Annotated in this window: 29 protein-coding genes and 1 riboswitch; of the genes, 22 read left to right on the top strand and 7 right to left on the bottom strand. The window is 40.2% G+C overall.

Features of this window, described 5'->3' with window-relative positions; genetic code table 11:
- The first annotated feature begins 16 nt into the window (after positions 1–16).
- Positions 17–301 carry an iron-sulfur cluster assembly accessory protein gene (locus tag M2277_RS28010; RefSeq protein ID WP_036638488.1) on the top strand — a complete coding sequence of 95 codons (285 nt, stop codon included), beginning with the start codon at positions 17–19 and terminating at the stop codon, positions 299–301.
- Positions 302–327: 26 nt separating this feature from the next.
- Positions 328–762: a protein-tyrosine phosphatase family protein gene (locus M2277_RS28005; protein WP_036638491.1), complete on the top strand. Its 435-nt coding sequence runs from the start codon at positions 328–330 to the stop codon at positions 760–762.
- Positions 763–1005: 243 nt separating this feature from the next.
- On the opposite strand, the gene M2277_RS28000 is transcribed toward M2277_RS28005, so the two are convergent.
- The 3 genes from M2277_RS28000 to M2277_RS27990 form a co-directional block, all read right to left on the bottom strand.
- On the bottom strand, positions 1006–1470 hold the full coding sequence (locus M2277_RS28000) for a putative iron-sulfur cluster-binding metallochaperone (RefSeq protein ID WP_076152817.1): 465 nt from the start codon (positions 1468–1470) through the stop codon (positions 1006–1008).
- 51 nt (positions 1471–1521) lie between these two features.
- Positions 1522–2508, bottom strand: coding sequence for an arsenic resistance protein (locus tag M2277_RS27995; protein WP_036638493.1), 987 nt, complete (start codon positions 2506–2508; stop codon positions 1522–1524).
- 185 nt (positions 2509–2693) lie between these two features.
- A complete protein-coding gene (locus tag M2277_RS27990; protein ID WP_225595923.1) occupies positions 2694–3029 on the bottom strand; it encodes a hypothetical protein in 336 nt (111 codons plus the stop codon).
- 283 nt (positions 3030–3312) lie between these two features.
- Between M2277_RS27990 and M2277_RS27985 the strand changes: the two genes are divergently transcribed.
- From M2277_RS27985 to M2277_RS27975, 3 genes are all read left to right on the top strand, one after another.
- Positions 3313–3708: a MerR family transcriptional regulator gene (locus M2277_RS27985; RefSeq protein WP_036638494.1), complete on the top strand. Its 396-nt coding sequence runs from the start codon at positions 3313–3315 to the stop codon at positions 3706–3708.
- 228 nt (positions 3709–3936) lie between these two features.
- On the top strand, positions 3937–5181 hold the full coding sequence (locus M2277_RS27980; protein WP_036638495.1) for an MFS transporter: 1245 nt from the start codon (positions 3937–3939) through the stop codon (positions 5179–5181).
- A gap of 20 nt (positions 5182–5201) precedes the next feature.
- Complete coding sequence (locus tag M2277_RS27975; protein WP_036638496.1) at positions 5202–6266, top strand: flavin-containing monooxygenase; 1065 nt, start codon at positions 5202–5204, stop codon at positions 6264–6266.
- Between the two features lie 274 nt (positions 6267–6540).
- On the opposite strand, the gene M2277_RS27970 is transcribed toward M2277_RS27975, so the two are convergent.
- Complete coding sequence (locus M2277_RS27970) at positions 6541–6753, bottom strand: SHOCT domain-containing protein (protein ID WP_255308649.1); 213 nt, start codon at positions 6751–6753, stop codon at positions 6541–6543.
- 344 nt (positions 6754–7097) lie between these two features.
- Here M2277_RS27970 and M2277_RS27965 point away from each other — a divergent pair, with 344 nt between their 5' ends.
- From M2277_RS27965 to M2277_RS27940, 6 genes are all read left to right on the top strand, one after another.
- Entirely contained in the window at positions 7098–7433 is a 336-nt protein-coding gene (locus M2277_RS27965; protein WP_036638840.1) for a metal-sensitive transcriptional regulator, read from the top strand.
- A 227-nt stretch (positions 7434–7660) separates the two neighbouring features.
- Entirely contained in the window at positions 7661–7861 is a 201-nt protein-coding gene (locus M2277_RS27960) for a copper ion binding protein (RefSeq protein WP_036638843.1), read from the top strand.
- Positions 7862–7894: 33 nt separating this feature from the next.
- Positions 7895–10333 (top strand): heavy metal translocating P-type ATPase, encoded by a 2439-nt coding sequence (locus tag M2277_RS27955; protein WP_036638497.1) that lies wholly within the window; start codon positions 7895–7897, stop codon positions 10331–10333.
- A 27-nt stretch (positions 10334–10360) separates the two neighbouring features.
- On the top strand, positions 10361–10978 hold the full coding sequence (locus tag M2277_RS27950) for an NAD(P)/FAD-dependent oxidoreductase (protein WP_036638498.1): 618 nt from the start codon (positions 10361–10363) through the stop codon (positions 10976–10978).
- A 26-nt stretch (positions 10979–11004) separates the two neighbouring features.
- Entirely contained in the window at positions 11005–11208 is a 204-nt protein-coding gene (locus M2277_RS27945; protein ID WP_036638499.1) for a heavy-metal-associated domain-containing protein, read from the top strand.
- Positions 11209–11229: 21 nt separating this feature from the next.
- Positions 11230–11469 carry a glutaredoxin family protein gene (locus M2277_RS27940; RefSeq protein WP_036638501.1) on the top strand — a complete coding sequence of 80 codons (240 nt, stop codon included), beginning with the start codon at positions 11230–11232 and terminating at the stop codon, positions 11467–11469.
- Positions 11470–11535: 66 nt separating this feature from the next.
- On the opposite strand, the gene M2277_RS27935 is transcribed toward M2277_RS27940, so the two are convergent.
- A protein-coding gene (locus M2277_RS27935) for an IS3 family transposase (RefSeq protein ID WP_376166738.1) occupies positions 11536–12698 on the bottom strand; the annotation gives its coding sequence in 2 pieces (ribosomal slippage) (positions 11536–12434 and positions 12434–12698; 1164 coding nt in all).
- 192 nt (positions 12699–12890) lie between these two features.
- Here M2277_RS27935 and M2277_RS27930 point away from each other — a divergent pair.
- Both M2277_RS27930 and M2277_RS27925 read left to right on the top strand, forming a co-directional pair.
- Entirely contained in the window at positions 12891–13736 is an 846-nt protein-coding gene (locus M2277_RS27930; RefSeq protein WP_036638508.1) for an N-acyl homoserine lactonase family protein, read from the top strand.
- Between the two features lie 40 nt (positions 13737–13776).
- Complete coding sequence (locus tag M2277_RS27925; protein ID WP_162158344.1) at positions 13777–14244, top strand: MarR family winged helix-turn-helix transcriptional regulator; 468 nt, start codon at positions 13777–13779, stop codon at positions 14242–14244.
- Between the two features lie 73 nt (positions 14245–14317).
- Here M2277_RS27925 and M2277_RS27920 read toward each other — a convergent pair whose 3' ends face one another.
- Positions 14318–16414: a heavy metal translocating P-type ATPase gene (locus tag M2277_RS27920; protein WP_225595917.1), complete on the bottom strand. Its 2097-nt coding sequence runs from the start codon at positions 16412–16414 to the stop codon at positions 14318–14320.
- Positions 16415–16757: 343 nt separating this feature from the next.
- Between M2277_RS27920 and M2277_RS27915 the strand changes: the two genes are divergently transcribed.
- From M2277_RS27915 to lgt, 8 genes are all read left to right on the top strand, one after another.
- Entirely contained in the window at positions 16758–17087 is a 330-nt protein-coding gene (locus M2277_RS27915; RefSeq protein ID WP_076152819.1) for a four-helix bundle copper-binding protein, read from the top strand.
- A gap of 360 nt (positions 17088–17447) precedes the next feature.
- Positions 17448–17581, top strand: a riboswitch (cyclic di-AMP (ydaO/yuaA leader).
- A 4-nt stretch (positions 17582–17585) separates the two neighbouring features.
- A complete protein-coding gene (locus tag M2277_RS27910) occupies positions 17586–18065 on the top strand; it encodes a C40 family peptidase (RefSeq protein ID WP_036638510.1) in 480 nt (159 codons plus the stop codon).
- 276 nt (positions 18066–18341) lie between these two features.
- Positions 18342–20213 carry an asparagine synthase (glutamine-hydrolyzing) gene (asnB, locus tag M2277_RS27905; protein WP_036638512.1) on the top strand — a complete coding sequence of 624 codons (1872 nt, stop codon included), beginning with the start codon at positions 18342–18344 and terminating at the stop codon, positions 20211–20213.
- A gap of 157 nt (positions 20214–20370) precedes the next feature.
- Entirely contained in the window at positions 20371–21291 is a 921-nt protein-coding gene (locus M2277_RS27900) for a WD40/YVTN/BNR-like repeat-containing protein (RefSeq protein ID WP_036638515.1), read from the top strand.
- A 70-nt stretch (positions 21292–21361) separates the two neighbouring features.
- Complete coding sequence (locus tag M2277_RS27895; RefSeq protein ID WP_036638517.1) at positions 21362–21793, top strand: BlaI/MecI/CopY family transcriptional regulator; 432 nt, start codon at positions 21362–21364, stop codon at positions 21791–21793.
- Positions 21790–22647, top strand: coding sequence for a M56 family metallopeptidase (locus M2277_RS27890; RefSeq protein WP_036638520.1), 858 nt, complete (start codon positions 21790–21792; stop codon positions 22645–22647). The genes M2277_RS27895 and M2277_RS27890 overlap by 4 nt, the downstream gene beginning before the upstream one ends.
- 72 nt (positions 22648–22719) lie before the next feature.
- Positions 22720–23457 carry an urease accessory protein UreH domain-containing protein gene (locus M2277_RS27885; protein WP_036638521.1) on the top strand — a complete coding sequence of 246 codons (738 nt, stop codon included), beginning with the start codon at positions 22720–22722 and terminating at the stop codon, positions 23455–23457.
- Positions 23458–23507: 50 nt separating this feature from the next.
- Positions 23508–24302 carry a prolipoprotein diacylglyceryl transferase gene (lgt, locus tag M2277_RS27880; RefSeq protein WP_036638523.1) on the top strand — a complete coding sequence of 265 codons (795 nt, stop codon included), beginning with the start codon at positions 23508–23510 and terminating at the stop codon, positions 24300–24302.
- Positions 24303–24419: 117 nt separating this feature from the next.
- On the opposite strand, the gene M2277_RS27875 is transcribed toward lgt, so the two are convergent.
- Positions 24420–24977, bottom strand: coding sequence for a C40 family peptidase (locus M2277_RS27875; RefSeq protein WP_225595916.1), 558 nt, complete (start codon positions 24975–24977; stop codon positions 24420–24422).
- 191 nt (positions 24978–25168) lie between these two features.
- On the opposite strand from M2277_RS27875, the gene M2277_RS31815 reads away from it, so the two are divergent.
- Positions 25169–25522, top strand: a complete 354-nt coding sequence (locus M2277_RS31815; protein WP_036638524.1) for a four-helix bundle copper-binding protein — start codon at positions 25169–25171, stop codon at positions 25520–25522.
- Positions 25523–25766 lie beyond the last annotated feature (244 nt).

Raw genomic sequence — 25766 nt, 5'->3', positions numbered from 1 at the left:
ATAAGGAGTGATCATCATGATCATTACGGATGAGGCTAAAGCATACATCGAAGAGATGATGAAAGAAGCTGAGACAACAACGTTAAGATTCTTTAATGCAGGTGCTGGGTGTTGCGGACCAAGTTATCAGCTGACGCTGGATAAAGCTCAGGAAAATGACATTGTCGAGCGTATAAATCATATAGAAGTGGCTTTCGATCCAACGATTGCGGACCTCGTACGGAATGTTATATTGGATATTGACCTAGATGAAGAAGGTCCTGCATTAATCGTCAGTGGCGGCAGTAGCAGCTGCTGCTAATTCGAAAATAGGAGGCAACGAAGAACATGGAGAAGAAATACCATGCACTACATGAAGATAAGATCTATATGGGCGGAGCCGCTGATGTCGAAGAAATGGTAAAACAAGAAGGTGTCCAAGTCGTGGTGGACCTTCGAGAAGAAGCCACGGAGTGCGCATCAACAGATGCCAACGTGAAATGGATTAAGATCCCCTTGGGCGACAATGCAACGGAGAGCGAGGAAGTTTTATTTAAAAAGGCGATCGATGAAGTAGTTAGTGCCTATCACAATGGCCAAAAAGTTGCTTTTCATTGTGGGGGAGGTAAAGGAAGGACAGGAACCGTTGCCATTGGAACCTTGCTAGCCCTAGGAGAGGCCCAAACCATTGCCGAAGCTGAGGAAAAGGCCCAGAGCATTCGCAACATTATTCAAATAAAGCCGACCCAAAGAGAATCCCTCGAAAAGATATTTGAAGCATAGTTTCAAGAATGAGGACTTTAGATTCTACACGCAGATCAAATAAGTGGGCTGGGATGAAGAAATAAATAAAATACTACGGTTATGAGGTTTCTTAATATCTTCTAAAGGGATGGGACTGGGAAGTCCCTCCTTATAAAAGATAATGCATTGAATGAACATGGTGAGAGTAGATCTTTTATGAAGTTGTTATCAGGAAGGGCTGTTAACTTATAAAGAAATAACCTGCGAAAACAGTTTTTATACTTAGCGAGGATTACTTCCTGAAAGACTCCCTATATAAATGTTCACGTTTCCTAGACAGCAAGAACCTTGGGGGTTGTTTACCTCGCAACCACAACGACCCGCCTGAACATGTGATTTAATTTGTTTGGTAGGTTGTTCGTCGGTACCCGCCGCTTGAAGAAGTCGATCCCTAGTCCAATCGAAGCAGTAACACACGGGCACATTCATACTCGGGTTCTTTTGGTACACAGGTACCTTCAGGTCGCTTACAACGAATGTTTGCGAATGGTCGGTGCTGAAATAGACAGTAGGACAAGTAGAGCTTGAGCAAAAAAGGAAAGAGTTCTTAGGCTCAATGTTTTCAAGAGCAGAAGCCTTTAACAATGATTTAAGCGTAATGAGCTGTACGCTCTTACCCTTTTCCCTACAGGAAGGACAATCAGTTCTAACGGCTACTATATGGTTGGATGAGTTGCAGCAATCCATTTTAACAACACTCCTTATGTGATTTGAATGAGCGCAAGGGTGAGACCATAGCTATTTTGTAAACTTCTTTTCATCGCTTTCTCGTAAAAGGACCTTTGGAACAAGATGAATATAAATCAATTCCCCAATAAGTTCTACTATTGTCTGAGTTACGATTACTGCTGCCACTAACCCGTTCAGAGGCTCAGGTAGAGCTAAAGCAAAAGGAAGAACAACTAGTGAGTTACGCGTCCCCGCGCTAAAAATAAGTGCCCGTCCTGCTCCGGTATCCAATCGGAATATACGAGAAACGATACGAGCGATCATTGGAGTAATGACCATATATACTACATAGACTGGAATCACTTGGCTAATAATGTCAAATGAAGTGTATAGTTTACTGATTTGCGATGCAACAACAACAAAAAGAGTCAGTGCCATAAAAGGCACAGGGAGCCATGCTGTAGCATCAAGAAAACGTTCTCCCGTTTGCTGTTTTCTTGCCCACCATTGTGTAAGCAGTGCAAGTACTAAAGGAACTACAATAAGACCTAGGAATGCTTCGAGAAACGGTCCAACACTCACAATTTCGGCTGCCTGTGTGCCCATAAAAAGCCATAGATAAATAGGCAATAAAAGCATTTGGGTAACAAAGAGTAAGGGGGTTGAAACTAAAACAAGCTTCTCGTTCCCACGACCAAGGTGTGTGAAGACAATGACATAGTCAATACACGGAGTAAGCAAAACAAGAAATACACCCAATAGCAAAGAGGGATCAGCAGGAAGAAACCGTGTTAATCCCCAGACTAGGATAGGTACAACTATATAATTCATCATAAGTAGTGCGTAAATAAACTGTCGATTTGATAGTGCTTCTTTTAAGCGGAAAAAAGGGATTTGCGTAAACATTCCGTACATTAATATGGTAAGTACAATTGAAATCACATGATCAAAACTTGCGCTTGTTTCAGGCCAAAATAACCCAATGCCAGTAGCAAGAATTAATACCAGAGCATAAAGCCATACTTGATTCCTTTCTAACTGTTCTCTTGAGACCATTTCAATCCTCATTTCACTTGTGCTTGATTATCGCAACAAAATAACGTTAAACTTCACAACTGTTCTTGATGCCTATATTAAAGGCGAAAGTATCATGTCTACTCTGACTAGTCAAGAATTAAAAGCTCAACAAAGACGATCGGTAATGAGGAATAGGGTTAACAGGCGCTATTCGTTTTTTGGCTTTACGTAGTAAGTACATTTATATTTTCGTCAATTTCATTTCGTAAGAATGCTTTTACTTCCTCGTTCCCAGTTAATTGAAGCTTGATCGTTTTATCTTCATTGTTTGTGATCACCGTAAAAGTTAAAAAAGGACAGCATCTTCTCTCCAAGCCAATCCATTCATTCAAAAGCCGTAGTGTTTCTGAATCACCAGGGAATAGGTGTTGGTATCCTTTTTCAATCTCCGTAATACTGATCCTTCTTAGTTCTAATCCTCTCCAAATATTTTTGTATTCAAATCGTTCCTCCTTTGTAAAGACTGTATAGCAACATGAAATAGGTATTTCTTTAGTCATATTATTTGCCCCTTTCAATTAGCATAAGAATTACAACTGCTTCTTTTATACGAATTGATTTAGTTGCCCTTATGGCGGCGGTGATGAAATAACTGCACCGATATTTCAAAAAGGAGAGCTAACACACAGCTACTCATAAGGTTCAAAAATGTGCAATGCTCTAGGCTGCTCCACCCTCGAGTTAAGTTTCGTGTTAGCCTAAGATTTTATTAATTCACTATCCAGAATGAGTTATAATTAAATCATAAAACTTAAAGGTAACTTTAAGTCAAGGGGGGATTTAATGACAAAGCTTAGCATTGGTCAGTTGGCGGCAAAGGCTGGTATGAATGCATCAACTTTGCGCTATTATGAATCGGTCGGTTTGCTGCCTGCTCCTGAACGGAGAAGCGGCCAACGCCGCTATGATGAGAGCCTACTTGACCGTATAAGTTTTATTAAAGTCGCTCAGGAGACAGGATTTAAGATACAGGAAATTATCATTTTATTAGAAGGTTTTGAAGTGGATGATTCACTTTCAGATCGATGGGAGCACATGGCGAAGTTGAAACGCTCTCAACTTGAGGAAAAGAAGAAACTAATTAATTCCATGATAAAGATTCTAGATAACGGCTTAAACTGCAAATGCCTAACTTGGTCGGAATGTTTAATGAAAATTCAAAATAACGGATCGTGCTAGATGTATGTAATGCATAATACGTGATAGCCACCAGTAGAACAGGTGGCTATTTAAAATGGACTCATTTTAAAATAAAAACTTGCAAAATACAAATATTCGAGTTATAACTGATCTAAGGCTTGATACATGTAATGCGACTGGTTTTAATTATTATGCACATGGAAGTGAACTAAGGGGCCTATTATATGAGTTATTACTTGTAATTTACAAATAATTTGGAGGTTGATTATGATTCGGAGCACGGCTGAGAAAAACATGATCATTGCCGCCTTCATCACAGCAGTTAGTTTATTTGGAGACGCCATGTTATATGCCGTGTTGCCGGTAAACAGTGAGGAATTCGGGTTAACAGCCCTTTGGCAGATTGGGGTTTTATTATCGATCAATCGGTTTGTTCGTATACCGATACATCCACTCATTGGCTGGTTCTATACACGATATCCGGTTCGAAATGGTCTATTCATCGCCATCTGCCTAACGATCGTTTCTACATTTGCTTATGGTTACTTTAATGAATTTATCGCGCTCTTGATCGCTAGATGTGTGTGGGGAGTGGCATGGGCTTTCATTAAGCAAGCCGGGCAGTTATTAGTGGTTGAAGCTGTTACGGAGAGCAAGCAGCCAGGGAAACTAACAGGTTTGTTTAATGGGATTGCCGGTGCTGGTGTCGTTATCGGAATGGTTGTAGGTTCCTTATTATCTGAAAGCTTTGATACTTCGTCGGTGTTAATCGGTTTCGCGATCCTCAGTGCTTTAACTTTTCCGCTTTTGTTAGCTATCAAAACAAGCAGTCGAGGTGTAGTGCAGCATGTAGAGAACAAAAATTCGAAAGCACTGCTGTTCATGGTTAAGGATCGACGTTTCATTGTACTTCTACTAACCGGATTTGTGATTTCTTTATTATTCCAAGGGTACGTGAAATCGACACTAAGCTACTGGATAGAAATGCGGGATTTTAGTGCTTTATCTTTATTAAGTTCGATTAGTGCTGCAACGTTAACAGGAATATTACTCACCCTCAAATTAGCTGCGGATCCTTTCCTTGGTTATTGGGTTGGAAGGTTTAGTGATATCAGGCAGTCGAGAACAGAATGGTTAACGGGAAGTATCATGGCGGTGGGTATTCTTTTTGTTATCATCGCATTCCATCTCCAAACTGTTGTGTGGCTCTCAACGCTGATCTTATTACTTCTCGTATCTTCAATCGTAACTACATTATTAGATGCTGATGCCGCTCAATATGCAGCTGATTCATCCAATAAACATTACGTCGTATCTTCGTATTCCATGACGGTTGATATAGGTGCTGCGCTAGGTCCATTTCTGGGTTTCACATTGCTCTCTGTAATTGGAGATACCTTCTTGAATGTTGGAGCTGCTCTATTGTTAGTATTGTGTGGATTCGTATTGCTTCGAGTGAAGAAGAGGAATCGAAAAAATGAAATCCTAATTGATGTTGATAATCATACATAACGTGAGAGGAGAGAATGACAATGAATCATGTTTTAGATGTCCTAGTCATTGGTGGCGGGCAATCGGGATTAGCATCAGGGTATCACCTGAAACAAAGAGGTTTATCCTTTTTAATTTTGGAAGCAAGTGGGGAAGCTGCAGGGTCGTGGCCGAATTACTACGATAGTTTAAAGCTGTTTTCGCCGGCTAAATATTCATCCTTACCGGGACTATCCATACCGTCTCCAGGTGACCGATATCCTAATCGAGATGAGGTTGTTCAATACCTAAAAAACTATGCGTCTCACTTTCAGTTACCGATTGCCTTTCATCAACGTGTTGAGCAAGTTTCTAAAGAATCAGGTGTTTTTCAAGTTCGTACGACTTCGGGAGAAACCTATACTGCACGCAACGTGATTTGCGCTACCGGTTCTTTTAACAAGCCATATATTCCATCGATACCTGGACAAGAAGATTTCAAAGGTACAATCATACATTCCGCGGTGTATAAGACACCTGATGCCTTCAGGGATCAATCTGTTATCGTTGTCGGCAGGGGAAACTCAGCTGTACAAATCGCGATGGAGTTAGCAGATAAAGCCCATACCACGTTAGCTGTTCGCGAGCAGGTCTCGCTTGTGCCGCAGCGTTTTCTAGGAAAGGACATTCATTTTTGGTTTATTATCACCGGTATCGATTCCCACTGGCGGATAGGGAAGTCATTAGCCAACGCATCTTCCGTTATGGACCTGGATGGGTACAAACAAAGGTTGAAGGATGGCAACCCAAAGCAAAAGATCATGTTTACTTCGTTTTATGAAGATGGGGTGATTTGGCCAGATGGTTCTAAAGAGAAGGTGGATAGCGTTATTTTTGCAACTGGGTTTCATTCCAATCTTTCCTTTATTAAGGACCTGGGAGGGCTAGATGCTAAGGGAGATCCATTACAAGACCGCGGCGTCAGTACGGTTGTACTCGGTTTATACTTTGTGGGCCTATCCGGGCAGCGATCCTTTGCCTCAGCGACCCTCCGCGGTGTTGGTTCGGATGCAAAGTATGCTGTGAAACATATTCAGAAGAATACAATTGTTCCTTATGCGGAGTAATGGCTAGTTAAAATGCAACATGAGGAGAGAAGGGGATCCCAATGAAAATTCTCTTGTGCTTATTGCTCATCCCTAAATTCAGCATTCAAAAATCAACAAGCGTTGGAATGAAGAACTGGAAGGCAAGGATCATATAATAGTTAATGATCTTTATGAGCAATATCCGGATGAACGCATTCTTGTCTCATCAGAAATATCTCCATAACCCAAATGCCCCGTCAAACCCTGCAACAAGAGCGATTAGATACAAAATTTCATCCAGGCAGGTGCTCCCTTATTTCACGTAATGGATGACTTTTCTCATTCGCAAATATTCATCGTCATTAATTTCGCCTCTAACGTACCGTTCTTTCAGCATCATCAAGGGGCGATCCACAACACGGCTTTTCATCATCAGCAATCGAGCAACAACGTAAACGGTCGCTCCAACAATCAGTATAAAGATAAGCGCCCCGATACACATCATAGCACACATCAAAATCATCATCGAACGATCGATCATCATTCCATCTATCAGTGTGAACACCTCCCAGTCTAAGGATTCTTAAATTTTGAAAAATTTATTCGTTCACTTGTTATTCATTTTTAAATCTTAAAAAAAGTGAAGGGCCTTTTGCATAAATTTTTTATGTGTAGAAAATGGTGTGCAGGTTTTGCTTGACAATATAGGGTGGGGGGCTATATATTCGGAGTATCAAGTAAATATTGTATTAGGAATTTCACAGCAACAATCTCAGTTTCAAATTCCTTATCAAAGTGAATACCGTTTATTTTTGTATAGGGTGGGAGAGTATATTAACATGAAGGAGGAGAGATTAAATGAGCATTAACATGGAACTGGTAGATCAATCGAGTGTACAATCTAGCCACTGTTCAACTGAGGATTGTGGGCGTAAGAGCCATCACTCAGATAAAGTGAAAAACAGCATAGTTTCTCGTTTGAACCGGATCGAGGGGCAAGTAAGAGGCATTAAGGGCTTAATTGATAAAGACACTTATTGTGACGATGTATTAAATCAGATTGCCTCGGTCCAATCAGCTCTAAACGGCGTCGGGAAGCTTTTGCTTGAACATCACATGAGAAGTTGTGTTATCGATCGAATACAAGAAGGCGATACAGAAGTATTAACGGAGCTGTTAACGACCATGAACAAATTAATGAAATAACAATTCTTAGAAGCAGCAGTGATGCTGCTTTTTTCTTATCAATCTTTAATTGGCTGGGGAATATAAAAAATAAAATTAAAAAGGTGTTGACTAAATATAGGGTACGGGGGTATACTAAGTTCAAGAAATGACATTGGCAATTAATGTTAGATCACGATGTAACATGTAGTAATAAAAAGATAATTTAAACAATTAAAAACAACCAATGAAGGGATGTAATGATGAAAATGAAAAACATGACATTAGAAGTAGAAGGAATGAGCTGCCAGCATTGCGTCAATACTATTGAAGGGGCACTCAAGGAAATTGGTGTGAAGGGAAAAGTTGATCTCAAAAACAATACGGTAGATGTGTCGTTCGACGAGAGTCATATCAAGATTGAACAAATTAAAGAAACCATTGAAGAACAGGGATACGACGTAAAATAAATCCAATGTGTAAAGTGAAGGTGGGAACCATTTATGGAAGCAGTAGCAACGAACCAAAAAAAACAATCAACTTTGCAAATCACTGGGATGACTTGTGCGGCGTGTGCCAATCGAATTGAAAAAGGATTAAATAAATTGGAGGGTGTGGATACGGCTAACGTAAATTTCGCCCTCGAAAAAGCTAGTATATCGTACGATCCAACAAAAGTTGATACTGACATTCTGGAAGAGACAATTAAGAAATTGGGCTACGGTACGGCTAAGGAAGTTGCTCAATTTAAACTGGAAGGTATGACCTGTGCAGCATGTGCGAATCGAATCGAGAAAAGCTTAAGCAAGCTGCCAGGCGTTACGAATGCTACGGTCAACTTTGCAATGGAAACAGCACGGGTAGAATACTCACCTGGAGAAGTATCCATCACCGAGATGCAAAACAAGGTTAAACAAATTGGATATAAAGCAATTTCGAAAGAAGATCATGCGAACACAGGTGATCGTCGTGAAAAAGAATTACGCCAGCAGAAACAGAAATTACTTATCTCAGCCTTACTTTCATTACCGCTTTTATGGACGATGGTTGCTCATTTTTCATTCACTTCATGGATTTATACACCAGAGATTTTCATGAATCCATGGTTTCAGTTGATCTTGGCGACCCCTGTTCAGTTCTATATCGGTAAACCTTTTTATGTAGGTGCTTATAAAGCACTACGTAATCGCAGCGCAAATATGGACGTATTGATATCGCTCGGGACTTCAGCTGCATATTTTTACAGTTTGTATCTTACGATTGAATGGTTCATTAACGGCGCGGGCATGCACCATGGACCATCACTGTACTTCGAAACAAGTGCAGTTCTGATCACACTGGTTATCACAGGGAAATTATTTGAATCACTAGCAAAAGGCCGAACCTCTGAAGCCATTAAATCATTGATGGGATTGCAAGCCAAGACGGCATTAGTTGTTCGTGACGGTCAAGAGCTTTCCATTCCGGTAGATGAGGTAATTGTAGGAGATGTGGTGCTTGTACGTCCTGGTGATAAGGTGCCGGTGGATGGTCAGGTGCTGGAAGGTCTATCGTCCGTGGATGAATCCATGTTAACTGGTGAGAGTCTCCCAGTTGAGAAAAGAGAAGGCGACATGGTCATCGGAGCAACGATTAACAAAAATGGCATGTTGCGAATTAAAGCAACAAAAGTTGGTAAGGAAACAGCGCTTGCACAGATCATTAAGGTTGTAGAAGAAGCACAGGGCTCGAAAGCTCCGATTCAACGGGTGGCGGATGTGATCTCAGGAATTTTTGTCCCAATTGTTGTTGGCATAGCGGTTGTGGCCTTCTTGATTTGGTACTTCTTCGTGACCCCAGGCGATTTTGCAGAAGCATTAGAAAAAGCGATTGCAATTCTTGTCATTGCTTGCCCATGTGCACTCGGTTTAGCTACGCCGACATCGATTATGGCTGGATCCGGTCGCGCTGCAGAACTAGGCATTTTGTTTAAAGGTGGCGAGCATCTGGAACAAACCCATAAGATCGACGCCATCATACTTGACAAGACCGGTACGGTTACGAAAGGTAAGCCAGAGCTCACGGATGTTTTATCCGATAGAGATGAGACAACATTTTTACGGCTGGTCGGTGCAGCAGAGAAAAATTCGGAGCACCCTTTAGCAGAAGCAATTGTTGCAGGAATACAGGATAAAAATATTGAGTTGCCTGGTACAGATTCTTTTGAAGCCATCCCTGGATTTGGAATTAAGGCCGTCGTAGAAGGGAATCAACTTCTTATCGGTACTCGCAGGTTGATGGACAAATATGGGGTGGATGCTAAGCATGCATATGATACGATGGCTCGCTTGGAGGAAGCCGGAAAAACAGCCATGCTTGTTGCGATCAATAACCAATATGAAGGTATGGTTGCTGTAGCGGATACGATTAAAGAAACATCAAAGGCAGCAGTTCACCGTTTGAAAGAAATGGGTATCCAAGTGATTATGATTACGGGCGACAATGAACGGACGGCAAATGCTATTGCAGCGCAGGTCGGCATTGATCATGTTCGAGCAGAAGTTTTGCCTGAAGGAAAAGCAGAAGAAGTGAAGAAATTGCAAGCCCAAGGCAAGACAGTAGCTATGGTAGGTGATGGAATCAATGATGCGCCTGCTTTGGCGACAGCTGACATCGGGATGGCAATTGGAACGGGTACAGATGTAGCGATGGAAGCTGCAGATGTAACGCTCATGCGGGGAGATCTCTCCAGCATTCCGGATGCAATCTATATGAGTCGCAAAACGATGAGTAATATTAAACAAAACTTATTCTGGGCTCTTGGTTACAACACACTTGGAATTCCAATCGCAGCGATCGGTTTATTGGCACCTTGGGTGGCAGGAGCTGCAATGGCACTGAGCTCCGTATCCGTTGTTCTCAACGCGCTCCGGCTGCAACGTGTAAAAGTGCGTAATCAATAATAAATATCTCTTTTAATGGAGGTTGTCATGGGAGAAAGAGTGAGGATTGCGATTAGCCCCAGCATCCAAATAGGAGGAAATATCTTTACTCCTGAGCAGTTTTCCAAAATAGGGAGCATCGGGGGGGATGACGTCAAAATTGAAATGACGCCGTTCCGGCAACTTTATATGGATATTCCTATTGACCAGAAAGATCGTATTGAAGAGGAATTAAAGAAAATTGGCCTTGAAGTGTATCCTGCAGGCTCTGTTACCAAAAGTTTGATCGTCTGCAATTTTTGTAAAGGGGCAGAAACAGCGGGGTTAGAAACGGCTCGTGCCCTAAATGAAGTTATATCGGGGATAAATACACCAACACCTTTGAAGATTGGTTATGCGGGTTGCGCCCTGGGTACGAGTGAACCTTTGCTCAAAGATATTGGCATCGTAAAAATGCGGGATAAGTTCGATATTTACGTCGGCGGTGAGCCCAAGGGCCTTAAAACTAGGATTGCCAAACTTTTAATATCCGGACTCACAGAAGATCGCCTTGCACCTGTTATAACAGCGATTATTGATTATTATAAAGCAAATGCAAAAGCAAAAGAAAAATTCAGCAGATTCATTGATCGTGTCACGATCGAACAACTGCAAAAACTCGCATAGTAAAAACGTGAAAGGAGGTGAAAAAAATGCAAGAAGCAAAAATAAAAGTTGATGGAATGACATGTCGTTCCTGTGTCAAATCTATAGAAGGCTCCCTTGATCAGATCGGTGTTGAAGGCAAAGTCGATTTTGATGAAGGTACTGTCCACGTTCAATATGATGAGTCGAAATTACAGTTGAACGATATTCAGGAAGTTATCCGGAGTAAGGGCTATGAAGTAACGAATTAAGGAAAACAAGGAGTGAGAACGATGACGGAACCGATCAAAGTCTATACGATACCGACATGTAGCGACTGCAATTATGCAAAACGATACTTTACTGAACAAAATGTGCCTTATACAGAATACAATTGTGCAGAGAATGCAAAGTATGCCGAGGAAGTTAAAGACTTAACGGGGAAACAAATCGTTCCAACGATTGTCATAGATAATAAGGTCTTTATCGGGTTTGCGGAAAATTTAAAGGAAATAAGTGAAATCATAAAATAAACGTCAAATAAAGCCGATCATTATGGTCATAACCCTGTCAAGTAGACAGTACAAAAAAGACATGATTTAAGCTGCGGCCGTTTCCCGGTATTCTACCGGGGAACGGTCGTTTAATTTTTTCTGGAATCGGTTCTGGTTGTAGAACAGAATGTATTCGCTCACTTGCTGTTCAACCTCCGCTTTGTTTGCTGCCTTATTCAAGTATATTTTCTCGGTCTTTAAATGAGAGAAGAAAGACTCGATACAAGCATTGTCCAGGCAATTTCCTCGCCTAGAGTGACTGCCTAGCATGCCGAGTTGTTTCAGTTTACGGTTAAATGGTTTTGACGTGTATTGAAATCCTTGATCCGAGTGTAGGATTACGCCACTCAAATCCACGTGCTGACGGAGTCTATCCAGCGTTTCATGAACCAAAGCAAGGTCATTTCGTTCCGAAAGATGCCAAGCTACAATCTCGTTATTGTATAAATCCTGAATGACAGACAGGTACACAAATTGTTCTCCAGCACGAATATAAGTAATATCTGTGACCAGTTTAGTTCGTGGCGTGTCCGCCTTAAACTGGCGCTGAAGCCGATTCGGATTCACCACGGAAGCTTGTTTTCCAAAGAATCGACGCTTCTTTCGAATGACAGAACAGATTCCTAATTGTTTCATTAATCGGTACACCTTTTTGTGGTTGACCCTAATGCCTTCCCTCCGTAAAGCTACCGTCATTCGAAGATAACCAAAGTAGGGATGAATGCGATGGATGGCAAGCAGATGCGATTCCAATTCATGCTGCTTTTGTCTACGTTCTTTTGCCGCTTGCAAGCTTTTTCTCCACTTGTAATAGCCTGAACGGGAAACCGCGGCTAACTTCAAGAGCCAAACAAGACGATGGTGTACTCGCAAGTCCTCTATGATCTGAAATCTAGCTGCTTTACTCGTCACTCCTTGTGTAGATTTGGATACTGCTTTTTTAAATATTCAATCTCCGCTCGCAAGTATGCCATCTCTTCTTCCATACTGGAAAACTTCGTTCTGGGGCGTCCCCGTTTGGATGTGGCAGGTTCTAGGCTCATTCCACGTTTCGTTTTCGCCGCCCATACTTGTACTTGAGATTTATTTTGAATATCTAAACGTTTTGCTACTTCACGAATACTCATATGTTCTTCGTTGACCAGCCGGGCCGCCTCCAATTTTAATTCCAAGGAGTACCGTCGGTAAGCTTGTCCTTTTTTAGCCATGAAAAAATCCCCTTCGTTAGGCAAGATTAAGTCCATCTTAACAGATGTCTTTTTTCTCTTGTCTACTAAAAGGGGATAATACCATTAGACCGGCTTTATTTTTTTGTTTGTTTGTGTTGATTTTAAATGACATGTCATCTATCAAATAAAAGGTGACGTGTCATTTAATTTGAATTGAGAGGATGTATGATATTGGAAACGCCAACATTTCGAATACATCGAATACAAACCGGAGCAGTTCGAGTTCACCCTCAGCAGGTGGGAGGAAGTAAATTCAATCGCTCGATCTGGATTCTTACTTCCAGGAAGTGGACTGAGTGGCTTCCCATTAATACATATTTAATAGAACACCCGGAAGGTCTGGTACTCTTTGATACTGGAGAAGATCCGTCAGTTAATGAACCGAATTTTTACCCATGGTGGGCTCCTCAATATCGGAAGATGTGTCAATTTAATATCCGTGAATCACAATCGGTAACTGAGGGGATCCTGCGCCTCGGATATTCTCCTGATGATGTCAGATATGTGATACTAAGCCACTTGCATTCAGATCATGTTGGAGGGATTGCTCGATTAACTAAATCGGAATTTGTCATTAGTGAGCGTGAATGGGCAGATGGCCAACGCTTTGGAGCAACGTTCATGCATGGATATCAAAAACATAGATTTTATAATCCTGATTATAAATATCAAATTATTCATCATGAAAAGATGAATCAAGCAGGTGCATTTATAAATGGATATGACTTAATCGGGGATGGTTCCCTTGTGATTGTTCCGACTCCAGGGCATACATTTGGTCATCAATCGTTGTTGGTAAATGGAAGACTGCCGGTTTGCTTAGCCGGGGATGCAATCTACACACAACCACAATTCGAGCGAGAGGTAGTAGATGGTGTTGCAGATGATAAAAAGGCTGCTGTAACATCGATGACCCAACTTAGGGAATGGTCAAAAACAAATGGTGGTGCACCAATCTTATCCACCCATGATCCGGACGCTGGAGTTTTACTTTCGAGGCGTAATGGTATGATATAATTTCTACGTATCAAGTATGCTACGGAGAATGGTGATTAACTTGAAAAAAAATATAGAACTTGCTGAACAATTACGTTATCTAATCCTTGCTGCCGAAAGACAGGGTGGACGTATGTTGCAGTCCGCATTGAGTAAAGAAAGTATTACCGGATCACAGGCTGAGGTGTTACGGGTTCTTGAAGAGAGAGGACCACTTTCATTGAAGGAGCTCGGCTTTCTGTTAATATGTGAAGGTGGCAGTCCATCAAGGCTCGTTAACACGCTTGTTCAGGAAGGATACATTATTCGTGATACCCACCCTAAAGATTCCAGAGCGGTTATATTACGTTTATCCGATAAAGGTGTGGAAAAATCAAAAAGAGTAACTTTGGTAGAACAAGAACTATACACGATGATATCTCGAAAAATCGATAAAGATAAGTTAGAATCGATCAACCAAATCCTTTGCGAACTGTTGTCGGAAGAACCCATTGCGAGCAGCCTGCAGGCTAGGGGGTTCATGAAATAATGGGATGCCTCGCTTTGCCCAAAGAAAAAAGAGGCTCGTATGAGCCTCTTGCAGTAAATATTTCACACTTGGGCTATGCCCTAAGAAGTTTGGCGTTAATTGCTACGACAATAGTACTCAGAGACATCAGTATGGCTCCAATCGCAGGGTCTAGGACAATTCCAGCGCCATATAATATACCGGCAGCAAGTGGAATGGCAATAATATTATAACCACTGGCCCACCAAAGATTTTGAATCATTTTATTGTAAGCTTTCCTAGATAAGTCGAGAATCGAAACGACATCATTAGGATCACTTCTTACAAGAACAATATCTGCTGTTTCAATTGCGACATCCGTTCCAGCGCCAATAGCAATGCCGAGATCTGCTTTCGCCAAGGCTGGAGCATCATTCACTCCATCCCCGGTCATGGCAACCATATAACCCTCTTTTTGAATTTCAGTTATTTTATCAGCCTTTTGATGGGGTAGGACTTCTGCATGTATCTCATCTAAATGCAAGCTTTCGCCAACCCATTGGGCAACTTTCTTGTTATCCCCCGTCAACATCATGGATTTGATTCCTAATGATTTTAAATTTTCTACAGCGTTCTTTGCACTTTCACGGACTTTATCTGCAAGGCCAATTAGACCGGCATATTGGTTATCAACAACGGCAAAGACAACCGTTTTTCCTTGTGATGCCAGCTTATTATACTCCGAAATAGGATAATCTATTTTTTGATCCTCCATAAAGCCAGGGCTAACAACCAAAACATCCTTACCGTTAACTTTCCCCTTAAGACCTTTCCCCGTCAGTGCTTCAAATGACTCTGGTTCTGGTATTTTTATTTCACGGTTCTTCACTTCTTCTACTACACCTTTAGAGATAGGATGTTCGGATTGAGCTTCAAGGGCACCAACGAGGGTTAAAATTTCCGTCTCTGTATATCCCGATGCAGGTAGAATATCGGTAATTCCAAATTTACCTTGAGTAAGCGTTCCGGTTTTATCAAATACGACCGCGTTCAATTTTCGAGCTTCTTCAAAAGCAGTGCGGTTTCGTATCAATAACCCTTTTTTCGCTGCTATCGAGGTAGTGGTTGATACAACAAGAGGTACAGCCAAACCCAAAGCGTGTGGACACGCAATAATCATCACAGTCACCATTCGCTGTATCGCGAAGTTAAAGCCGTAACCCAAAGAGAGCCATACGAGTAGGGTTATTAAGCCTGCACCTAAAGCTACATAAAATAACCATTTTGCCGCACGATCGGATAAGTTTTGAGTTTTAGATTTAGATTCTTGAGCTTCTTTAACTAGTGAAATAACTTGGGATAAGTAACCCTTTTCACCACTATTGGTAACCGTTACGGTTAATGCTCCTTCACCGTTGACAGCTCCTCCAATGAGTTTATCTCCAGGATTCTTGATGACCGGGACGGATTCCCCCGTAAGCATGGATTCATCGAGTGATGATTGTCCTTTCACAATGATTCCATCTACAGGGATTCGCTCTCCTGGTTTAATTAAAATCGTTTGCTCTGGGCTTAATTCTGACACGCTTACCTCTTTGATATCTCCATTTTCCATAATAAGATGTGCTTCAGAAGGGATTAGTTTGACCAGTTCTTCTAGGGCATTAGATGCACCTAAAATAGACTTCATTTCTAGCCAGTGACCTAGCAGCATAATGACAATAAGGGTTGCCAGTTCCCAAAAGAAGTCTACATCCGTCAATCCTATGACAATTAATGAACTATATACGTAAGCAACAACGATAGCAAGTGATATTAACGTCATCATGCCAGGGCTCTTTTGATTTAGTTCTCGATATGCACCAACTAGAAAAGGCTTACCTCCATAAAAGAAGACAAATGTGGAGAGTAGAAACAGTAAAACGGTGTCATATGGAAACCGCCAATGTACCCCAATGAACATCTGAATCATTGGCGAAAGAGCCATGATTGGAATTGTAATAATTAAACAAATATAAAAGCGTTTTTTAAAGTCATCTACATGATGACCGGCATGTTTATCCCCGCCGCTATGTTGGTGCCCGGTACTATGATGTGATCCGGAATGGTCATGGTCGTGTTTCATCCCTTGATGCTGCTGCTCACTTTCGTGTTTGGGCATATGATTGTTCGTGAATTGATGTTTCACGCTCTTTTTGGAGTTTTTATACATTGAATTCACCTCTTCATAAGATTATTTAGTCTAATGCCGTAATAAGAAAAGATTGTTAGGACTACATCACGTAGTATTGTTACCCATTAATACTAATTTAAACCTAAAAGAGTAAAGTAATCACGGATTCAAAGCTCAGTCTTCATGTACAATCATCATTTTCAAATTTGTCCAGTTTCCTCACAAAATCTACATAACTTCGGGTTATATAATAGTCAACCTAACAATAGGTTACAAATCGTATGTAAAGCGAGGTGATTACATTATTTGATTTTTTGAATCAAATAAAAAGTGTTGTGCATCCTAAATTCTTGAATCGTAAATTCGAAAGGAGATATTGACTATGTCACATGAACAATACCAAAAGTGTATCGAGGAATGCATACGTTGTATGATGGTATGTAATCATTGTTACAACGCTTGTCTTGATGAAGAGAATGTAGCTATGATGACAAAATGTATTCGTTTGGATCGACAATGTGCTGATATTTGTGCTTTTGCTGCGCATGCAATGTCAACGAACAGTGTTTATGCGCGTGAGATCTGTAGTATCTGTGCCGACGTTTGTGAAGAATGTGGCACAGAATGTAAAATGCATGATGTAAAACACTGTCAAGAATGTGCAGAAGCTTGTTTTAGATGTGCAGAGGCTTGTAGAGCAATGGCAGCGTAGAACAGACTCAATAATCAATAACCCTCCTTGTGAGAAAGGAGGGTTTATTGATTATAAGTTATAACTAAAATTATATATAAATTGGAGATAGCTGTTAGAGCAGATCAACGTCTGCTGGAACAGTTTTTTCTGCTTATGCTGAAAAAGAAGTGGTTACAAAAATGTATTTAATAATTAACTTAGAAGAAGTCGGTGTTCATATAAGAATAATACAATAAGAGCGGAACTTCTCCTTATATTTGTACTTTATAGGGTGAATTTGAACGAAACTCGACTTTTAATAAAAAAAATGATGGATTTAGAGGATGGGATTGACAACATACACGAAAATGTACTACATTATGTAGGGTTACAAAAAATTAATTTTTAATGCCGAGTTTCATTTTTGAAAACGGGGGAACCATTCCGGGTGAATTATTCTTGATTGAAAAGGAATAAAGGGCGCCTTCTACCGAACCCTTAGCTAACTCCGTAGGCATCCGAAGGGAGAGCATGTGTTTGAAGAAATTCATGATTTCATTAATAGGGTCTGCAGTTATTTTGTCAGCTGGTGCGACTAATGCGTTTGCTGATGATCAATCCAAATTGCGTACAGAAGTAAGTCAAGTTGTTGGTACACCTTACAAGTGGGGGGGAACTTCTGTATCGAGTGGATTTGATTGTTCTGGTTTTATTTTGTATATCTTTGATAAGTTTAATTTGGAGCTGCCACGGACATCAAATGCTCAGGCAAAAACAGGTACCCCAGTTGCAAAGAAAAATCTCAAACCTGGAGATTTGGTCTTCTTTAATACAAGTGGTGCTGGTATATCTCATGCAGGGATTTATATCGGTAATGGGCAATTTGCTCATTCTTCCAGTAGTAAAGGAGTAAGGATTAGTAATTTATCGGAATCATACTATAAGGATCGATACGTTACAGCAAGACGTACAATCTCTAAACAAAGTTATACAAAAATGGTTAGTGGATTGCACTAGTACTTATTTGTAATTAGACAAGCCCTGGTAAAAACCACGGGTTTGTTTTTTTGTATCGCAGGTGAATTAAATCTTGTTAAGAATTTAATCTAACATAATTCATTAATCTTCAATGGAAATACCATAAAATGAAAAATTGACTAGTTAAATTAAATAAACTACAATTCGTAGTATATAATATATTATTGATTTCTTGATGTTTTTAAACAAGGATCAATTTTTTTATCAAAAACACTACACTGCGTAGTTAATAATCCGGAAGGGAAGACTTTTTCTATGTGTGGGATTACAGGGCTTTTGATGTTTGAAAACAATTCGCTGCCAACGACGGTAGCAATTAGAAAAATGACCGATGCAATCAAACATCGTGGTCCCGATCAAACGGGCATTAGGGTGGTAGATCGGATTGCTTTAGGATTTACCCGTTTGTCGATCCTTGATTTGGAACACGGCAGCCAGCCTATTTCCAACGAAGATCAGAGCCTTTGGCTAGTTTTTAACGGTGAGATTTATAATTATCAATCATTAAAAAGAGAACTTGAAGACCTTGGTCATACGTTTAAAACGAACACAGATTCTGAAGTCATCATACATTTATATGAGGAGTATCAGGAACATTGTTTAGAAAAACTGCGTGGAATGTTTGGATTTGCAATATGGGATCGGAGGAAAAAACAATTATTTGCTGCTCGTGATCATTTCGGAATAAAACCATTCTATTACTATACGGATAACACTCAATTTGCCTTTGGCTCCGAAATTAAAAGTATCCTTTCTTTAGATGGTCTGAAACCCGCCGTTAACTCAAAAAGTCTGTTCCATTATCTAACATTACAATATGTGCCCCAACCAGATACAATGTTTGCTGGAATAAAAAAGCTTGAACCGGGTCACTATTTGATTGTCGATCAATGGGGAAATATAAAGAATCAAACATATTGGGAAACTAAGTTCGAACCGGAACATCGGCCAATTGAAACATTTATTGAAGAGATCCGGTATAAACTTAATGAATCTGTGAATCTTCATACCCAGAGTGATGTGCCGATTGGGAGTTTTTTATCTGGGGGAATAGACTCAACATCGATTGCCAGTTATCTTAGCAAGAGAGGGCCTGTAAAAACCTTCTCGGTAGGATTTGAAGGCGAGCATAATGAAAATATATATGCTAAAAAGACGGCAACTGAACTGGGTATAGATCATTTTGATGAAGTGATATCGGTTGATCGTTTTTTTGAGGATACGATTAAGGCTGTGTGGCATATGGATGAGCCCATAGCAGATCCGTCTGCAATTGCGATCTATCGACTTTCCCAAGTGGCAAGAGAGCATATTACTGTCGCATTATCAGGTGAAGGTGCAGACGAGCTGTTTGGAGGATATCGTATTTATAGAGAGCCCTCCTCACTTAAACCATTATCGTGGATTCCTACGAACCTAAAACGGAACATTAAGCAATTTATAGACGAAATTCCGTTCAATTTTTATGGCAAAAACTATTTGAAAAGAGGCTTAACTCCTTTAGAAGAACGATTTTTGGGGAATGCTAAGATCTTTAACGAACAAGAAAAGAGACTTGTCTTGTCTTCAATGGTAAATTTGAAAACGAATTGGGAACCTACAACAGCACTAACCAGTAAAATATATGAGACTTCGAAAGACCTTGATGATATTAGCAGAATGCAATTAATCGATCTTAACTTCTGGTTACCTGGCGATATTCTAATGAAGGCTGACAAAATGAGCATGGCACATTCCTTAGAGGTTCGTGTGCCATTTCTAGACAAAGAAGTGTTTGAAATAGCTCGTAAAATACCATCATCATACCGTGTAACAAATAAAACAACGAAATATGTACTTCGTAAAGCGATGGAGGACATAGTACCTAATCATGTACTGAATCGTCCCAAGCTAGGTTTTCCAGTACCTTTAAAGAAATGGCTTATGGGATCTATCGGAGATATCATGATCGAACAAATCATTATAAGTGGTATTGAAGAATGGATTCAAATAGATCATGTTGTTGGTCTATTAAAGGAACACCGTAATGGGAAAGTCGACAACTCAAGAAAAATATGGACCATTTATATTTTTGCCTTGTGGCACTCGGTTTTTATACATGAAAATTCAGTTAGACTCGTGATATAAATTAGTTGTTAATTGAGGGGTAGACCTCTCATTTTTTACTTTCTAAGTTGATGGGTTAAACCTTGGCTTAAATGGTCTGAGAGAATGAGGCTCACAAAATCTACACATTTACCAACTATAATAGGAGTTATTCTATACTCAAGTTAGGAGAATGATGATGACGGATAAGAAATCAAAGAAAAAAAGGAAGGGAATATCGTTAGGTATCGGATCATTATTTTCTGTGGTTATGATTGTCTTGATTGGTTTTGCTATTTGGGGAAATGTGAAAAAATCGAATGATACCACTCTTGATACACTGAATGCCGACTCTAACACTCATCCACATATATTTAGCTACTCGCCTAGTAATGATACGGTCTGGGTAGGGACACATACAGGTGTTTATGAGCTGAAAGACGATATATTTCAAAGAACACTCCCAGAACTCCGTACGAATGATATCATGGGGCTTGAAATTGATCCGTTTGATCCAACAAGGATATTTGTATCAGGACATGGATTTGTCAAACGTTCCGTTGATGGTGGGGAAACTTGGCAGACAATTGAAAACGGACTCCCTAATGCAGCAAAACCCGATGAGCCCGATGCCCATTATTTAACGATGGACCCGGATGATCCGAATCATCTATTTACATTGTTAGCAGGTGAGGGTGATAACCTGTATGAAACGAGGGATGGCGGGAACACGTGGACGAATGTAACAAGTTTACCTGCCGGTGCATATTCTATTACAATGATGACTGGATCGCCATCATCCATTTTGGCTGGAACGGAAACGGGACTTGTACGGTATGATATACAAAATGGAACTGTTCAAGAAAACAAACTGACCAATGATCCGGTTTATCAAGTCATAACTTTGCCTAACAAAGAAGTAGTTACTATGACGGAAAGCGGATTCCAAAAATCAATGGATTTGAAAACATGGACGGCGATGGACATAGAATTGAATGGGGAAATTCCACTTGGTATTAAAGCATCTAAACAAGACAGCAACCGTCTCGTTATTATAACAGATCGTTATTCTGTTTATGAAAGTAGTAACGGCGGAGAGAAATGGACAAGAACGAAATAAGTAATTCGCCTTCTACAATTGACAGTGCTACTAATTGTTACTACAATTTGTAGTTACAGAGGTGAGGAAATTGAAAATTAAAAAGTTTAACATGCATGAACAAGGTCTAAATCAATTCTTTGGTCCGCTGGAAGCGAAAATTATGGAAATTCTATGGGCATCAAAAAAAACAACGATTCGTGATGTACAAACCATTGTAAGTGAAGAAGAACCACTCTCATTTAATACCGTAATGACTGTTATGAATCGATTGATTGAGAAAGGACTGCTGAAAAAAACTTCCAAGGGTAGCGGTAGAGCAAGATTAACGTTTTTTGAACCTATACAAACCAAAGAACAATTCTTATCAGAACAAACTAAAGAGGTTACACAAGGACTAATCCGCGAATTTGGAGAGTTAGTTGTTGGTCATATGATCGATGCATTGGATGATGCAGATCCTAAATTAATCTCTAAACTTCAAGATAAACTGAACCAAATGAATCACGGGAGTTCATCATGAAATCGGCTGTGAAAACAAATCTGATTTTGTTAATCATGTTACTCACGGGCTCATTTGTGTTGATCCAAATGGGTTGGTATGTCGCGCATCAAGTACTAGGTGTGCCACTCAATTGGAATATAATACAATACTGCTTAACCGCTATACAGGAAGACACTTTGGGGCATGACATCATTAAAGTTTTATTTAATCTTGTCATTTTGTATACAGTGGTGCGATTAGTTGGCAGATCAGGTAGGCAATTATTCTTGACTTGGAAATGGATGCGGACGTTTAGAAATAATACGGATCATCAGCAAACGTTATACCTAAACAAGGTATACCAGGATTGGAATACAGAAATTATAGTTGTTAGAGATGACGCATTTATTGCTTTGGCAATGGGGATTTGGCATCCACGTATCGTTATTTCTACTGCAGTTATGAACCTGTTCAACGAAGAGGAAGTCAGGGCAATATTACTCCATGAATGGTATCACTGCAGGGGACGCGATCCGCTTCAAATGTTCCTGGTCGTTTTACTGACAGAGAGCATGGGGTATATTCCATTATTAAAAACATTGAGCAATCAGTTTGCAACTAGGAAGGAACTTCTTGCGGATCGTTTTGCTTTAAGACATATGAAATCGGAATATCACTTAGGTAATGTATTATTGAAGTTGTCCACTTTGGTAAATAATCGGCATATAACCGTAGCTGTGCCCTTTGCAAATACAGCAATAAATTACCGAATATTACAAGTGCTTCAGCCGGATCAACCGCTTCATATTCCCTTTTCCTACGGCAAGTCTCTTCTGTCAACCATTATTATTTTTGGCATCATGATTGGTTTGATATCGGGCGGATGTTCATGAGCCCTTTTTTTATTCTAAACACTACTACGTGTAGTTTTTACGGTAAGATTATTGCTGAGGTGATTTAAGGACGTGTATGAAATATTCAACTGGATAACCAACGTTGTTGCTAGTCCATTAACTGAGGTAGCGTACTCTTCGAATATAGCACTTCTTTCTGTTATGTTTTTGGGGTTTGTCGGTTCAGTGGCACCGTGTCAAATTTCAGCAAACATAGGTGCCATGATGTATTTTAGTAACCGCCAAGTTCAGCGAAGATTATCATGGATCGAAATCAGTATGTACTTGCTCGGGAAAATTTCAGTATTTAGTATATTGGGTGCTGTGTTTTGGCTATTTGGACAAAGTGTATCCCAAGATATGATTCCATTTTTCGTATTCGCACGTAAAATGTTAGGTCCACTGCTGATTATCATGGGGCTGTTCTTTTTAGGTTTGTTGAAATTACCGGGTAGTTTCGGCTTTCAATTATCTTCATATCTAAAAAATCTATCTGGACGTATCGGTGGGAAATGGGGGGCGTTTGTACTAGGAGCTTCCTTTTCCTTCGGTTTTTGTCCAACGATGGTTTGGCTGTTTTTCGGCTTAGTTATGCCGTTGGTATTTCAATCTTCTTATGGATTCATTCTACCTCCAATATTTGCAATAGGAACAGCGATGCCGTTTCTATTGTTTGTGGGATTAAGCATCGTACTGGGGTTCGATACAGCTATGATAAAAAAGTCGCGTCAATGGGGGAAATGGATGCAGAGAGTCGTAGGTGTGTTATTTCTATTATTAGGGGTCGCCGATACGATAACTTATTGGTAATAAGGTGACTACATGCTGTTATATATTTGAGATGAGAGGGAAATGATGAGATGAAGGTTATACTCTTTTCCATTGGCGGTATTGATATTCGTTCTTATGGCGTAATTGTAGCTTTTGCAATTTTACTTGCCATAGGAGTTGCTTATTACCTTTCGAGAGGGAGCGAGTACCAGAAGCATATTCCGAACTTAATGACCTATGTGATTTTTGGCGCAATTATAATGGCCAGAGTTTGGCACGTTTTCTTTTTTCAGTGGAACTATTACTCATCCAATCTAAGTGAAATATTTGCCATTTGGAATGGGGGAATATCAATTCAAGGAGCATTAGTGGGTGGTTTTATAGTGGCAGCTATCTATACTAGGATACATCGCCTTTCATTTTGGGAATTGGCGGATGTCCTGGCACCTGCAATTATTTTAGGACAAGCTATTGGCAGAGTTGCTTGCTTTCTTAATGGTGATGCTTTTGGTTCTCCGACAGGTTCAAACTTTGGGATTGTATACCCTCCAGGAACAATGGCATTTGATGTTTATGGTTCGCAGCCGCTTTGGCCAGCCGAGGTATGGGAAGGGCAGTGGGATCTGATTGTATTTGCCATTTTACTCATATTGAGAACGAGAACTTTGCCTAGAGGGGTATTGTTCCTTTGGTATAACATTCTTTACGCAGTTGGAAGATTTATGTTGGAATTTCTGCGTGGGGATTCCCTTCGCTACTTGCTGGACTGGACCGCGGGTCAATGGACTAGCGTTGTCGTTATCCTCGTAAGTATTGGTTTGATTCTGTATTTCTCATTTCAGAATAAACAGAAACAGCAGGAGATATTACTGCAAGATAAATAGGCGTGCCTTACACCATTACTTTTGGTGTTATCTCGGAGAAGGCTCTTGGAATTGGTATAGCTAATGGACCCAGTTATTCACTGGGTCCATTTTTAATTTAACTACAATTTGTAGTGTTTATTTCAAAAAACTTCCACCAAAGAGAAATCTCTTTTCCCAATGTGTGTTATCAATTGAATCGATTCGGACACCGCCGGATGTTTTAGAATAAGTATGCAAAATCTTTCCATTCCCGAGATATATTCCATTATGCGTAATACGTGCCTTACTTTTGTCAATACCTCTATAGCTCGAGTCTTTATTCCCCTTATAAGACATGAAAAACATGATATCCCCAGGTTTTAATCGTCTCCAATCCTTTGTTACAGTTCCATTTTGCTTGATATAGGCCCCTTGCGTTCTTGAATTTGCTGGGATTAATACACCGGATCCCTCCCAATAAGCTTGCCGAACAAAATCAGAACAATCAAAGGTATTTGTATTCGAGCGGCTAGAACCAAATTCATAGGGGGTACCTAAATATTTCATACCACTATTTATGACGTTTTGTCTGATTGAAGAAGAGTTGTCCTGCTGATATAAGGTCTTTTGAGGAGCAGCCAATACTTGTCCTTGCTCTGGGACAACTGAAAATGATAGAGCAGTCAACAACCCCAATGCGATGATTTTTTTCAAAATAATCCCTCCTGATCGTGATGATTAATGTCTTGCATCTCAAATCTATCACAACCCATGAAGGAGCATTGGATGGAATATTTACCATCCCTCTTGGGGTACACATTATTCAAATGAATTAGGCAAATACCTACTACACCGGACAAAAGTCATATGCATAAGCTGTATGAACAAAATATTAGGAGGCTCTAATGTTGAATCAGACTATGAAGCATCACACTGCCATGATGTTTCCTCGTGTACTCAAAATCGTACAAGAATGTGGGGCAATGTGTGAACATATGGTTTCTCATTTTCTTTGTATGCCTGACGCACGCTCTAGAATCCACCAAATCCAATTACTCCGTGATTGTGCCACTATTTGTGAAACGCTCTCTTGTTACATTGCTCGCCGTAGTGTTTTTGCAAAAGCAGCTGCTAATCTGTGTGCATATATTTGCGAGGCCTGCGGCAATGAATGTGCGAAGTTTGCTGATCAGGAATCCCAAATGTGCAGTCGAATGTGCTTGAAATGCGCTCAAGAATGCCGTACCTTCGCTGCATAAAAAAGATCAATAGGAGCTAAGATGGACTTATTTAGCATTGGAAGGTTACTGAAGTTCAGCAGGAAGTTGGCAAAGGCAGAGAGGCGACTGGCAAAGGCTCAGAGAAGGATAGCGAGAGTAGAGAGGCGGAGAGCAAAAGCAGAGCGACGGAAAGCAAGAACAGTAAGAAGAATTGCTAAACGAATACGGAAGGGGCTGCTTTAAGATCTAATATATATTTAAAAAACATATGTTACAAATTAAA

Origin of the sequence: Paenibacillus sp. LBL (assembly GCF_029893715.1) — a bacterium.
Taxonomy (GTDB): domain Bacteria; phylum Bacillota; class Bacilli; order Paenibacillales; family Paenibacillaceae; genus Paenibacillus_AQ; species Paenibacillus_AQ glucanolyticus.
Note: the sequence above shows the minus strand (reverse complement) of the source record. Positions and strands in the feature narration are given on the sequence as shown.